This is a genomic window from Cryobacterium sp. TMS1-20-1 (genome assembly GCF_004402355.1).
GTDB lineage: Bacteria > Actinomycetota > Actinomycetes > Actinomycetales > Microbacteriaceae > Cryobacterium > Cryobacterium levicorallinum.
In genome coordinates, this window is the sequence record NZ_SOGF01000027.1 from 52,759 (window position 1) to 65,231 (window position 12,473).

13 protein-coding genes and 1 tRNA gene are annotated in these 12,473 nt (G+C 65.4%); 10 read left to right on the plus strand and 4 right to left on the minus strand.

The window, feature by feature from the left end; translation table 11 throughout:
• Positions 1–9 precede the first annotated feature (9 nt).
• A complete protein-coding gene (locus tag E3O45_RS06690) occupies positions 10–1,281 on the minus strand; it encodes a nicotinate phosphoribosyltransferase (RefSeq protein ID WP_241977625.1) in 1,272 nt (423 codons plus the stop codon).
• Positions 1,282–1,458: 177 nt separating this feature from the next.
• Here E3O45_RS06690 and murI point away from each other — a divergent pair, with 177 nt between their 5' ends.
• From murI to E3O45_RS06710, 4 genes are read left to right on the plus strand one after another with little or no spacing between them, the layout of a single operon-like run.
• Complete coding sequence (gene murI / locus E3O45_RS06695) at positions 1,459–2,316, plus strand: glutamate racemase (protein ID WP_134442685.1); 858 nt, start codon at positions 1,459–1,461, stop codon at positions 2,314–2,316.
• A 9-nt stretch (positions 2,317–2,325) separates the two neighbouring features.
• Positions 2,326–3,060: a ribonuclease PH gene (gene rph / locus E3O45_RS06700; protein WP_134442686.1), complete on the plus strand. Its 735-nt coding sequence runs from the start codon at positions 2,326–2,328 to the stop codon at positions 3,058–3,060.
• Positions 3,061–3,063: 3 nt separating this feature from the next.
• Positions 3,064–3,654 (plus strand): RdgB/HAM1 family non-canonical purine NTP pyrophosphatase, encoded by a 591-nt coding sequence (gene rdgB, locus E3O45_RS06705; protein WP_092449379.1) that lies wholly within the window; start codon positions 3,064–3,066, stop codon positions 3,652–3,654.
• 59 nt (positions 3,655–3,713) lie between these two features.
• Entirely contained in the window at positions 3,714–4,622 is a 909-nt protein-coding gene (locus E3O45_RS06710) for a cation diffusion facilitator family transporter (protein ID WP_134442687.1), read from the plus strand.
• A gap of 33 nt (positions 4,623–4,655) precedes the next feature.
• Here E3O45_RS06710 and E3O45_RS06715 read toward each other — a convergent pair whose 3' ends face one another.
• The 3 genes from E3O45_RS06715 to E3O45_RS06725 form a co-directional block, all read right to left on the minus strand.
• Positions 4,656–5,393 (minus strand): DedA family protein, encoded by a 738-nt coding sequence (locus E3O45_RS06715; RefSeq protein ID WP_134442688.1) that lies wholly within the window; start codon positions 5,391–5,393, stop codon positions 4,656–4,658.
• Between the two features lie 136 nt (positions 5,394–5,529).
• A tRNA-Leu gene (locus tag E3O45_RS06720) sits at positions 5,530–5,611 on the minus strand.
• Between the two features lie 15 nt (positions 5,612–5,626).
• Positions 5,627–6,580, minus strand: coding sequence for a LysR family transcriptional regulator (locus E3O45_RS06725; protein WP_198418233.1), 954 nt, complete (start codon positions 6,578–6,580; stop codon positions 5,627–5,629).
• A 159-nt stretch (positions 6,581–6,739) separates the two neighbouring features.
• Here E3O45_RS06725 and E3O45_RS06730 point away from each other — a divergent pair, with 159 nt between their 5' ends.
• The 6 genes from E3O45_RS06730 (at position 6,740) to E3O45_RS17490 (ending at position 12,470) form a co-directional block, all read left to right on the plus strand.
• Entirely contained in the window at positions 6,740–8,146 is a 1,407-nt protein-coding gene (locus E3O45_RS06730) for an MFS transporter (RefSeq protein ID WP_134442690.1), read from the plus strand.
• A 97-nt stretch (positions 8,147–8,243) separates the two neighbouring features.
• Entirely contained in the window at positions 8,244–9,074 is an 831-nt protein-coding gene (locus tag E3O45_RS06735; protein WP_134442691.1) for a 3-hydroxybutyrate dehydrogenase, read from the plus strand.
• Positions 9,075–9,207: 133 nt separating this feature from the next.
• A complete protein-coding gene (locus tag E3O45_RS06740) occupies positions 9,208–10,440 on the plus strand; it encodes a CpaF family protein (RefSeq protein WP_134442692.1) in 1,233 nt (410 codons plus the stop codon).
• Positions 10,437–11,300 carry a type II secretion system F family protein gene (locus E3O45_RS06745; protein ID WP_134442693.1) on the plus strand — a complete coding sequence of 288 codons (864 nt, stop codon included), beginning with the start codon at positions 10,437–10,439 and terminating at the stop codon, positions 11,298–11,300. The genes E3O45_RS06740 and E3O45_RS06745 overlap by 4 nt, the downstream gene beginning before the upstream one ends.
• Positions 11,301–11,316: 16 nt before the next feature.
• Positions 11,317–12,249, plus strand: coding sequence for a type II secretion system F family protein (locus E3O45_RS06750; protein ID WP_134442694.1), 933 nt, complete (start codon positions 11,317–11,319; stop codon positions 12,247–12,249).
• A 44-nt stretch (positions 12,250–12,293) separates the two neighbouring features.
• The gene (locus tag E3O45_RS17490) at positions 12,294–12,470 is read left to right on the plus strand and encodes a hypothetical protein (RefSeq protein WP_166789417.1); all 177 of its coding nucleotides are present in this window, start codon (positions 12,294–12,296) and stop codon (positions 12,468–12,470) included.
• Positions 12,471–12,473 lie beyond the last annotated feature (3 nt).

A 12,473-nucleotide genomic window follows, 5' to 3' on the forward strand; every position in this document is an offset into this window, starting at 1 on the left:
CGGCCGCAGCTATCGGTACGAGGTCGGAATAACAGCCTCGCCGCGCCCGAGCCGAAACGCTTCAATCGGCAATTCCTGCATAACGGATGCATTATGCGCGCGAGCGCGCAGGGTCCCGGCAGATCCCAGGTAGCGTTCGTCGACGGTGCCGCCTTCGATGAGGGGCACGAGGAGTGTTCGTTCCAGTCCGCTGCGGGAATCGAACTGGGCAGCGGGCCCATGGTCGAGCACGACGATTTCTTCCTGCGCGATACCGGCGCCATCCACTCGGCGCAGTGCGCTCTTGCGTCCACCGATGGACAGTTTCGCGGTTGAGGTCTTGGCAACGGAAATCCAGTCATCGCCGTGGCCCTTGTGCGCGACGAGCTTGTAGACCAGGCCGGCGGCCGGCTCGCCAGAACCGGTGACCACCGAAGTACCGACGCCAAAGGCGTCGACCGGGCTGGCCGACAGGGCAGCGATGGCGAACTCGTCGAGATCGCTCGTGACCGTGATCTTCGTGTTGACCGCGCCGAGCGCGTCAAGCTGCGCGCGCGCGGCGGCCACGACGGTGGGTAGATCTCCGGAGTCGATGCGGATTGAACCGAGGTCGGGGCCAGCGACCTTGACCGCCCGGGCGATGCCGGCGGGCACGTCGTAGGTGTCCACGAGCAGCGTCGTGGCCGCACCGAAGGCATCCACTTGCGCCTGGAATGCTTCTTCTTCGCTGTCGTGCAGCAAAATAAATGAGTGCGCGGCGGTGCCCATCGTTGGCAGGCCCCACTGGCGGCCGGCTTCGAGGTTGCTGGTCGAGGCGAAGCCGGCGATGAATGCGGCGCGGGCGGCGGCGACCGCCGAATGCTCATTGGTGCGGCGTGAGCCCATTTCGGCGATCGGGCGGCCGAGGCTGACCGAGACCATGCGCGCGGCCGCGCTCGCGACCGCGATGTCGTAGTTGAGCACGCTCAAAATGAGTGTCTCCAGAATGACGCCCTCGGCGAAGGTGCTTTCCACCAGCAGAAGCGGCGACCCGGGAAAGTAGGCTTCCCCTTCCTGATAGCCCCAGACGTTGCCGCTGAAGGAATAATTGGCGAGATAGTCGAGGGTGGGCGTGCGCACGACCCCGTTCTGCTCCAGCCAGGTCAGTTCTTCGGTTTCGAAGCGAAACTGCCGAATCAGGTCCAGCAGTCGGCCGGTGCCGGCGACGATGCCGTAGCGACGGCCCGCCGGCAGGCGCCGGGCGAAGGCCTCGAACATGCACTCGCGATCGGCGGTCCCGCTTTGGATTGCGGCGTCGACCATCGTGAGTTCGTAGCGGTCGGTTCGCAGTGCCGGTGAGTGCAGTGCCGGTGAGTGCAGTGCCGGTGAATGCAGTGCCGGCGTGCGGGCGGCCGGGTCGCCATGCGCAGGAACGGGGAAAGTCGGGGACGGGGTCACCCGGCACAGCTTATCCGCTCGGTCGGGCTAGGCTTGATCTTCGTGACGGATGCACCGATTGGTATTTTTGATTCCGGAGTGGGCGGCCTGACCGTCGCCCGGGCGATCAAGGACCAGTTGCCGAACGAATCCATCCTCTATATCGGCGATACGGCGCACTCGCCCTACGGCTCGAAGAAGATCGCCGATGTGCGCGGTTTCGCACTCGACGTGCTCGATGACCTCGTCGCCCAGGACGTGAAACTGCTCGTCATTGCCTGCAACACGGCGTCGGCGGCCATGCTGCGCGATGCCCGCGAACGCTACAGCGTGCCGGTGATTGAAGTCATCCAGCCCGCAGTTCGGCGTGCGGTCGTGACCACGCGTAACCAGCGGGTCGGGGTGATCGGAACGGTCGGCACCGTCAACTCCCGCGCCTACAACGATGCCTTTGCTGCGGCGCCGCAAATCTCCCTGTTCAGCCAGGCCTGTCCCCGTTTTGTGGAGTTCGTCGAGGCCGGTGTCACGACCGGCGCCGAGCTGCTCGCCGTCGCCGAGGAATACCTCGCACCGCTGCGCGCGGCCGAGGTCGACACCCTGGTGCTCGGCTGTACCCACTATCCGTTCCTGCGCGGCGCGATCTCATATGTCATGGGGGAGGGGGTGAGTCTGGTCTCCAGCGACACCGAAACCGCCAACGACGTCTACCGGGTGCTGGTCAGCCAGGGGCTCGAACGTGGCCGTACGAGTCCGCCGACCTATCGCTACGAGGCCACCGGTGACAGCGCCGAGGATTTTCTGGCCCTCGCTCATCGCCTGATCGGCCCCGAAATCAACCGGGTCGAACTGATCGAAACCGGCGCGATCAATCTGAGCGCACTCGCATCGCCACCCTTTTCCGTCTTGAACCCGAACCACTAGGAGTACACCGTGACCGAAACCCTGCGCGCCGACGGGCGCACCAACGACGAACTTCGCCCGATCACGATCGAGCGCGGCTGGAGCGACCAGGCCGAAGGGTCGGCACTGATCTCCTACGGGCGCACCAAGGTACTCTGCACGGCATCGTTCACCAATGGCGTTCCGCGCTGGATGAGCGGCAAGGGCAAGGGCTGGGTCACTGCCGAATACTCGATGCTGCCCCGCTCGACCAACAGCCGCATGGACCGCGAATCGGTCAAGGGCAAGATCGGCGGCCGCACGCACGAGATCAGCCGCTTGATCGGCCGCAGCCTGCGCGCTGTCGTCGATATGAAGGCGCTGGGCGAGAACACCCTGGTGCTCGACTGTGACGTGCTGCAGGCCGACGGCGGCACCCGCACCGCGGCCATCACGGGCGCCTACGTTGCCCTCGCTGACGCGCTCGAGTGGGGTCGCAGCAAGAAGTTCATCTCGCAGAAGGCGCGGCCGCTCATCGACAGCGTCTCGGCCGTGTCAGTTGGCATCATCGGCGGCGTCCCCATGCTCGATCTGGCCTACACCGAAGACGTGCGCGCCGACACCGACATGAACGTGGTCGTGACCGGTCGGGGCAAATTCGTCGAGGTGCAGGGCACCGCCGAGGCGGCACCGTTTGACCGCAGTGAACTGGACACGTTGCTCGATCTGGCGCTGAAGGGCGCCTTCACCCTGACCGAGTTTCAGACCAGCGCGCTGGGGAACTGACACGTGCAGATCGTTCTCGCCACGCACAACGCCCACAAGGTTGAAGAGCTGCGGCGCATCCTGGCCCCACAGCTTCCGGGCGTTGAGGTGCTCGCCTACGACGGCCCCGAGCCGGTCGAAGACGGCGTCAGTTTCACCGAGAACGCCCTGATCAAGGCCCGTGCTGCCGCGGCGCACACCGGGCTGCCGGCCATTGCCGACGATTCCGGTATCTGTGTCGACATTCTCGGCGGAGCGCCCGGCATCTTTTCTGCGCGCTGGTCTGGCCCGGCCAAAGACGCTGGCGAGAATCTGCGCCTGTTGCTCTGGCAGCTCAGCGACGTTCCCGAGCAGCACCGCGACGCGCACTTCACCTGCGTGGCAGCCCTCGCACTGCCCGACGGCACCGAACGTGCCGTGACCGGCGAATGGCCGGGGCAGCTTCTGTTCGAACCGGCCGGCGAGAATGGATTCGGGTACGACCCGATCTTTCTGCCGGAGGGCTATGCCATCTCGGCCGCCGAACTCTCGGGGCACGTGAAAAACCAGGTTAGCCATCGGGCGATCGCCTTCGAGGGTCTCGTTCCGGTACTGCGCGAGGTGCTCGGCAGCTGATTCACTGCCAACTCGCCGGGCGGCTGGCGAGCAGCCCACCACGGCCCTAACCTTGTGCCATGGGCCACGATCACGCGCACGGCACCGGATCGAACCGGAGGCGTTTGTCGATCGCCATCGGCATCGTGGGTTCCGTTCTGGTGCTCGAGGTACTGGGAGCCTGGCTGACCGGCTCGCTCGCCCTGTTGGCCGACGCCGGGCACATGCTCTCCGACCTGTTCGGGCTCATCGTCGCGTTGACCGCCACCCTGGTCGCGGCAAGGCCAGCCACGGACCGGGCCACCTTCGGCTTTCAGCGCGCTGAGGTATTCGGCGCGCTCATCAATGGTCTGATCCTGCTCGTGGTGGCCGGTGTCGTCTCCGTCGCGGCGGTGCTGCGGCTGGTGCGCCCGAGCGACACGGAGGTGCTCGGCACTCCGATGCTCGTCGTTGCGATCATCGGTCTCGCCGCGAACGTGGCGGCTATGATGCTGCTGCGTCCGGCCGCCGCCGGGTCGATAAACATGCGTGGCGCCTACCTCGAGGTGCTCGGTGACGCTCTCGGGTCGGTAGCTGTGATCGTCGCGGCCATCGTCATCCTCTTGACCGGTTTTGCGGGGGCGGATACTGTCGCCTCGCTGGTCATCGCCGGAATGATCGTGCCGCGCGCCTACTTCTTGCTGAGGGACGTCGTGCGGGTGTTCAGCCAGTCAACACCGGCCGACACGGACGTGTCCGAGATTCGGCGCCACCTGCTCGGTACCACCGGTGTCGTCGCCGTGCACGACGTGCACGTTTGGGCCATTACGAGCGGCGCGCACGTGTTCACCGCCCACGTCGTCGTCGAACCGACGGTGCTCGCTGCCGGCACGGGCACCCTGCTCGACGAGCTGTCGGGGTGCCTGGCGAAGCATTTCGACGTCGCCCACTCCACCTTTCAGCTGGAACCGGCCGAGCACGCCGAGCACGAAGACCAGCAGCACCGCTGAGCTGATCAGAAGCAGCTGATCAGAAGCAGCTGATCAGACCTCGTGCCGCCCGGAGTGGTTCGTGTTGAACGTGTCCGGGTCGAGCAGGTGGCTGCCGGTGGCTTCGCTGGGCCGATCGCGCAGGCGACGGGCCTTCACGACCGACTGCACGTAGTGGTACACCGTCGGGATCAATGTGATCACGACGGCACCGATTAGGATCAGGTCGATGTAGGCCGTCACAAAGTCAGCAACCGGCGGAATGTAGCCGAGAAAATAGCCTGCAAGGGTCAGCCCGGTTCCCCAGAGCAGGGCACCGATCAGGTTGTACAGGGTGTACTTGCGGTAGTCCATGTGGCCAACACCGGCGGCGACCGGGGCAAAGGTACGCACGATCGGCACAAACCGGGCCACGATGACGGCGACGCCGCCGAAACGCACGAAGAATGCATTGGTGCGGTCGACGTTTTTAATACTGAACAAGCCGGATTCCTTGCGTTCGAAGACGCGCGGGCCGAACTTATGACCGATGAGGTAGCCGACCTCGCCGCCGAGAAATGCCGCAAAGCCGATGGCCAGTGCGACCCACCAGATGTCGATCTGAATCACGCCGGCTGCGGGGAACGCGAGTAGGCCGGTGATGATCAACAGCGTGTCCCCGGGGAGGAGAAATCCGACGAGCAATCCGGTCTCGGCAAAGACGATGGCACAGACGACGAGCAGCGCCCACGGACCGGCCGATTCGATAATCTGGGTCGGGTCGAGCCAGGGAATCAGTGCGGTGGGATTCATGCAGGGAACTCCAGTTGGCGGCGGGCATTTATCGGGTGAGTGCAGCGGATACCGAGCCCAGAGTATCGCGCAATCGTGGGAAGTTGCCCGGCCGCTCCGCCCCGGCATTAGGGGGAGGTGACGCCCGATGACCGTGTGCGGGAGAGGGGACTTGAACCCCCACGCTCGAAAGCACAGGAACCTAAATCCTGCGTGTCTGCCAATTCCACCACTCCCGCCGGTGTGCTCCTAGTCTAGATGGCCAGTTGCGCGGCAGGATCTCGTTGGTCGTCGTGATGACCAAGCAACGCCGCGGCATACGATTCCATCTGGGCACGTAGGGCGCCCACCAGTGCCGCCACGGCGGGCAGCCGCAGCGATTCGGTGCGCAATACCATCCAGTACGGCAGTCGCTCCTGAAAACTTTGCGGCAGCACCCGTACCAGATCAGCGTGCTGATCGGCCATGAAACACGGCAGGAAGCCGATTCCAGCGCCGGCCCTGGTGCCCTCGACATGCACGAAGACGTTCGTCGAGCTGAGCGACTCCCGCATCTGCGGCACCAGTCGCCTGGGCGCGTCGAGATCGTCGACCTGCAGCATCGAATCCACAAAATAGACGAGCGGATGCTGCGTTAGCTCCTCCACCGTCGTAGGAGTGCCGTGCTCGGCCAGGTACGGCCGGGAGGCGTACATACCGAGGTGGTAATAGCCGAGAAGGATCGATTCGGCCCGGTGCACCTGCGGCTCACCCACCACGACCTCGATATCCAGGCCGGAGCGGTGCTGCAGGGCGCGACGTGTCACGGTGACAATTTCAACTCGCAGCAGCGGATGCCGTCGCTGCAGCGCTGCCACGGCCGGGGCGGCGATGTAGGCGCTGAATCCGTCGGTGGCCGACATGCGCACCACTCCGGACAGCTGCGGGGAATCTGTCGCGGAGCTGCGCAGCAGGGTGAGCGCCGATTCGACGCCTTCGGCCGCCGACAGGGCTCGGTGTCCGAGCTCGGTCAACTCCCAGCCGCCGACAGCGCGGGCCAACAGACGACCGTCGAGCGCCTTCTCCAGAGCGGCGATCCGCCTGGACACCGTGGTGTGGTTGAGGCCCAGGCCCTCGGCGGCGGTCGTGAAACGCCCGGTGCGGGCAACGGCCAGAAAGATCAGCAGATCATCGGGGTGTGGGTCGGTACCAGCCGGTTCAAAGGTCATATCTGCAATTATGCACACGCGCTCTGTCATTTTGACTCTTGTTGCCCGGCCGTCCTGCGGGAATACTCAGTCAGGTCGTGCTTCAGCCAGGCGGCCGAAATCTTTTGCGCACTTCTCACCGCACAGTACGTGTCATTGACGACACAAAGGAGACAGACAATGAGTGTCAATCAACGCGTTGGAGCTGCCGGTTCCGGTAAGACCACGGCAACCGCCGGCAGCGAAACTGAAAAGTCCGGCCTCAAGAAGATCGTCGCCGCTTCGATGGTGGGCACGGTCGTGGAATGGTATGAGTTCTTCCTCTATGCCACGGCCGCGAGCCTGGTCTTCGGCACGGTCTTCTTCCCGAACGCCGGCAGTGAGCTGGACGGCATTATCGCCGCCTTCCTCACCTACGCCGTCGGGTTCATTGCCCGGCCTTTGGGCGGCATCGTGTTCGGCCAGATCGGTGACAAACTCGGTCGCAAGCACACCCTGCAGGTGACGATCATCATGGTTGGTGCCGCCACCTTCCTCATGGGCTGCCTGCCCGGCTTCGACACCATCGGCTACTGGGCCCCCGCGCTGCTCGTGGCCCTCCGCTTCATCCAGGGCTTCGCCGTCGGTGGCGAGTGGGGCGGCGCCGTTCTGCTCGTCGCCGAGCACAGCCCGAACGCGTCGCGTGGCTTCTGGTCAAGCTGGCCGCAGGCCGCCGTTCCGGTGGGCAACCTGCTCGCCACCCTCGTGCTGCTGACCATGACCTGGCTCCTTCCGCCCGAGCAGTTCCTCAGCTGGGGCTGGCGCGTGGCGTTCTGGCTCTCCGCGATCATCGTCGTGATCGGCTACTACATTCGCACCCACGTCAGCGAAGCCCCGATCTTTCTCGAGGCCCGAGCCCAGGTTGAGGCCGAGAAGGCCGTCAACTATGGCGTGCTCGAGGTCGTTAAGAAGTACCCCAAGGGAATCCTCGGAGCCATGGGTCTGCGCTTCGCCGAGAACATCCTATACTACATCATCGTGAGTTTCTCGATCGTCTATTTGAAGACGGTGCACGAGTACGACACGGGCCAGCTGCTGATCGCCCTGCTGATCGCCCACGTCGTGCACTTCATCGTGATTCCCCAGGTCGGCCGCCTTTCGGACCGCCTCGGCCGTAAGCCCGTCTACCTCGCCGGTGCTGTGCTCGGTGCCAGCTGGGCATTCTTCGCCTTCCCCATGTTCGACACGCTGAACCCGGTGCTCATCATTCTCGCCGTCACGGTCGGGCTCTGCTTCCACGCCCTGATGTATGCCGGTCAGCCCGCGATCATGAGCGAAATGTTCCCGACTCGAATGCGCTACTCCGGGGTATCACTCGGCTACCAGGTCACGTCGATTCTGGCCGGCTCGATGGCGCCGATCATCGCCGCCGCGTTGCTGCAGCAGTACAACACGTGGGTTCCCGTCGCGATCTACATCATGATCGCCTGCGCGATCACCGTGGTCGCCGTCGTCACCCTGAAGGAGACCAAGGGGGCATCGCTGCGCGAGGTCGACGCGGTCGACGCCCGCAAGCATGGGCTCGAGCCCGCCTCCTCCGGCAACTGACCGGCTCAACTCATTCGATCGTCAGAGGCGGGGCGCCGGGGGTGCCCCGCCTCTGACCGACCCACCCTGCAGCGATCGCGCAACTAAAAGGAACCAAATGACTGATCTCACCGACGCCGTCAGCGCCAACACCTTCGTTGCCAGCAGCGTCTCCGTTCGAACCCCGAGCCAGCCCCTGGCCGGTCGTCGCGCCCTCGTCACCGGCGGGGCGAGCGGAATCGGCGCGGCCGTCGTTCGAACGCTCGCCGCTCGGGGCGCGCACGTCGTCGTCGCCGACATCGACACAGCGGAGGCGACCTCCCTGGCCGAGGAGGTCGGTGGATCAATCTGGACCGTCAACCTGATGGCCACCGAGGCCCTCACCGATAACGCTCTTGCCACTGCTCTCGACGGCGTCGACATTCTGGTCAATAACGCGGGAATTCAGCGGATCAATCCGATCCAGGACTTCAATCCGGCCGATTTTCACAATATTCTCACGCTTATGCTGGAGGCCCCGTTCCTGCTGATTCGGGCCGTACTGCCGCAGATGTACGCGGCGAACTTTGGGCGCATCATCAACGTGTCCTCGGTGCACGGCATTCGTGCCTCGCCGTTCAAGAGTGCCTATGTCTCGGCCAAGCACGGGCTTGAAGGCCTGTCCAAGGTGACCGCCCTCGAGGGCGGGGCGCACGGAGTGACGAGCAACTGCGTGGCCCCCGGTTACGTGCGCACCCCCCTGGTCGAGAAGCAGATCACCGACCAGGCTCTGGTGCACGGCATTCCGGAGGCCGAGGTGCTCAGCAAGATCATGCTCACCGAGAGCGCGATCAAACGACTGGTTGAACCAGCCGAGGTCGGGTCGCTCGTGGCCTGGCTCGCCTCCGACGATGCTGCCATGGTCACCGGTTCGAGCTACACGATGGACGGCGGCTGGTCAGCGCGCTGACGCTGGGTCGATCGCTGATAATCGCAACGGATGCCCGGCATCCGTTGCGACCATTTTTGGGGCTCGGGGCACCTAAAAACAAGCCCTGTGGATAACTTTTACGCAGAACGGCAATTGAGGCCATCATACGGGGATGACCGAAGCCGTTCGTATCATCACAGAGCAAGTGCGATCGCGGGTGCGCCGCGAGGGCGTCGACCTGGCGGCCAATAACGCGCTGGTCGAGCAGTACGTGCGCGACGAACTGCGCCGGTACAGCGAGCGGGCGCTCAGCGGGCTCGCTCCGATGATCGCCGACGAGCACCAGGCCGCCCGCGAGGTTGTGGCCGCGCTGACCGGTTTCGGCGTCTTGCAGCCGTTTCTGGATGATCCGGAGATCGAAGAGATTTGGATCAATGGCCCCGCCCGGGTATTCGTCGCCCGCGACGGGGTCCCCGAGCTGACCACGCTGCTGCTCGGCGAGCAGGACGTGCGCGACCTCGTTGAGCGGATGCTGCAGGCCTCCGGTCGCCGAGTCGACCTCTCGTCGCCGTTCGTCGACGCCTCGCTACCCGACGGCTCCCGACTTCACGTCGTGATCCCGGATATAACGCGAAAATATTGGGCGGTGAACATTCGCAAGTTCACCCGGCGCATTCGCGATCTGAACCAGCTCGTCGGGCTCGGCTCACTCACCCAGCAGGCCGCCGATTTTCTGCGGATCTGCGTGCTCGGCGGCCAGAATATTCTGGTCTCCGGCGCCACCCAGACCGGCAAGACCACGATGCTGAACGCCTTGCTCTCGTCGACGCGGCCGGGTGAGCGCATCGTGACCGTTGAGGAGACCTTCGAACTCGATCTGTCGGCCCGAGACGTCGTCGCGATGCAGTGCCGGCAGCCCAGCCTCGAGGGCACCGGCGAGATCACCCTGCGCCGCCTGATCAAGGAATCCCTGCGCATGCGGCCCGACCGGCTGGTGGTCGGTGAGGTGCGCGAGGCTGAAAGCCTCGACCTGCTGATCGCCCTTAATAGCGGGCTCCCCGGAATGTGCTCGATTCATGCCAACAGTGCCAGGGACGCGCTGGCCAAGCTCTCCACCCTGCCGCTGCTGGCCGGGCGCAACATCGACTCGTCGTTCGTGCTGCCGACGGTGGCCGGCTGCATCGACATCGTGGTGCACTGCGAGATTGATCGGCACGGCCGTCGCCGGGTCACCGAGATCATTGCGCCGAGCGGCCAACTGGCCGGCTCGACGATCGAGGCGAGCCCCCTGTTTCTGTCCCCGCACGGGCACCTCGAGCCGACCGGCTCGCATCCCACCAAGCTCGCCAAATTTCGTGCCGCCGGCGTCGACCCGGCGCTGGTGTTGCGGCAGGGTGCCGCATGACTCTCGTGCTGGGGTGCCTGCTCGGGAGTGGGCTCGTGCTGCTGCTGGCGCCGTTTCTCTGGCCGGCCGGCGCTGTATCCGCGGGAGGCCGGGCGGGCGCCGGGGAGCGGATGCGGGTGCGCCTGGTTCAGGGTGGGCTGCGGTCGGTGCCGGTGTCGGCGTTCCTGGCGGTGTCGACGATCGTGGGTGTGGCATCCGCTGCCCTGATGCACGGCCTGTTCGCCGTACAGGCCCTGAGCGCCGTTGCCGGACTGGTCGGAGTGCTGCTGCCGTGGCTGATCGTCTCGTGGCGGGCCGCGGCCCGGCGCCGGGCCAATCGCACGGTCTGGCCCGATGTCGTCGATCACCTCGTGTCGGCACTGCGTTCCGGGCTGGCCCTGCCCGACAGCGTGAGCAGCCTCGCCCAGGCCGGACCGGTGGCCACCCGCACGGCGTTTGCCCAGTTCGAGCGGGAGTACCGGGCCACCGGCAATTTCAGCTACTGCGTCGACGAACTCAAACGCTCCCTCGCCGATCCGGTCGCCGATCGCATCCTGGAAACCCTGCGCATGGCCCGGGAAGTGGGTGGAAGCGACCTCACCGTGGTGCTGCGCAGCCTCGCAGCCTGGCTACGACAGGATGCCGCGGTACGGCTCGAAGTTGAGGCGCGGCAGTCCTGGGTCGTCAATGCGGCCCGACTGGGGGTGGCCGCACCGTGGATAATCCTGGTGCTGCTCGCGTCCCGCCCGGAGGCTGCCGTCGCCTACAACTCGCCGGCTGGCGTCGCCGTGATCGCGAGCGGCCTGGCCCTGTCAATCGTGGCCTACCGGGTCATGCTCGCGCTCGGCCGGCTGCCGGAGGAACGCCGATGGTTCGCGTAGCCGGCGGGTGCCGGCCATGAGCGCGAGCCTGGGCTGGGCCGTCCTCTGCGGCAGCGGTCTCGGTGTGGGGCTGTGGTCGCTCGTGAGCCTGACGCCGCGGCTGACCCGGCCCCGTCTGATCGATCGGGTCGTGCCGTACATTCTCGACGTCTCCGCCGAAGCCCGCAGCATCGTCGCCCGGAAAACCGTCAACCCGATTCCTGTGCTGGGCAGCCTGTTTGCGCCGCTGTTCGGAGCGCTCACCCGCGGGTTGTCGAACCTGCTTGGCGGCAGCGAGTTCATCGCGCGCCGACTCCACCAGTCAGGCTCGGCGAAGACCGCGCTGGAGTTTCGCTCGGTGCAACTGGTCTGGGCGCTTCTCGCCTTTGCCGCCGGCACGGTGATCACCATCGTCACCCTTCCGGAACTGCCGTGGCCGGCGCGCGTGGTCGTGCCGTTCGTGGCGGGAATCGGTGGCGCCGTGTTGCGGGACTGGCTCCTGCAGCGGGCCGCCACCGCCCGGTTGGCCCGCATGCGCAGCGAGTTGCCGACCATTCTCGAATTTCTCACCCTGTCGCTGTCGGCGGGGGAAGGCATCCTGGATTCGATCCGGCGGGTGTCCCGCACGAGTTCGGGGGAGCTGTCGCGAGAATTCGCGGGGGTGATCACCGAGGTGCACGCGGGGGTACCGATCGGGGTGGCGCTCTCGGCGCTGTCGCGGAGCATCCAGTTGCCGGAGGTGACCCGATTTGTCGATCAGGTCACCGGTGCCCTCGACCGGGGCTCGCCGATCGCCGAGGTGTTGCGCGCGCAGGCCCAGGATTCCCGCGACCAGACCAAACGCTCGCTACTCGAGATGGCCGGCAAGAAGGAAGTTGCCATGCTTGTGCCGCTGGTTTTTCTGATTTTGCCGATGACCGTTTTATTCGCTGTATTTCCCGGCCTGGTTGTTCTGCAGGCCGGCTTCTAAACGCACTGCCCGGTACCGTTCCGCTCACCAGAAAAGAGAATGCCATGTCCCGAATCATGCTTCGCCTCAAGGGTCTGCTCCACGACGAAACGGGTGACGTCCCCGGCTGGGTGCTGATCACGCTCATGACGGCCGGTTTGGTTTTGATCATCTGGGGGCTGGCCGGTCCGGCCCTCAGCGGGGTCTTCCAGCAGGCCATGGATCGCGTCAGTAGTTTCTGACCG

Coding starts and splice junctions, on each gene's coding strand:
- E3O45_RS06690 (WP_241977625.1), bottom strand. CDS start 1,281: ATGGTCGACGCCGCAATCCAAAGCGGGACCGCCGATCGCGAGTGCATG.
- E3O45_RS06710 (WP_134442687.1), top strand. CDS start 3,714: ATGGGCCACGATCACGCGCACGGCACCGGATCGAACCGGAGGCGTTTG.
- E3O45_RS06715 (WP_134442688.1), bottom strand. CDS start 5,393: ATGAATCCCACCGCACTGATTCCCTGGCTCGACCCGACCCAGATTATC.
- E3O45_RS06725 (WP_198418233.1), bottom strand. CDS start 6,580: ATGACCTTTGAACCGGCTGGTACCGACCCACACCCCGATGATCTGCTG.
- E3O45_RS06730 (WP_134442690.1), top strand. CDS start 6,740: ATGAGTGTCAATCAACGCGTTGGAGCTGCCGGTTCCGGTAAGACCACG.
- E3O45_RS06735 (WP_134442691.1), top strand. CDS start 8,244: ATGACTGATCTCACCGACGCCGTCAGCGCCAACACCTTCGTTGCCAGC.
- E3O45_RS06740 (WP_134442692.1), top strand. CDS start 9,208: ATGACCGAAGCCGTTCGTATCATCACAGAGCAAGTGCGATCGCGGGTG.
- E3O45_RS06745 (WP_134442693.1), top strand. CDS start 10,437: ATGACTCTCGTGCTGGGGTGCCTGCTCGGGAGTGGGCTCGTGCTGCTG.
- E3O45_RS06750 (WP_134442694.1), top strand. CDS start 11,317: ATGAGCGCGAGCCTGGGCTGGGCCGTCCTCTGCGGCAGCGGTCTCGGT.
- E3O45_RS17490 (WP_166789417.1), top strand. CDS start 12,294: ATGTCCCGAATCATGCTTCGCCTCAAGGGTCTGCTCCACGACGAAACG.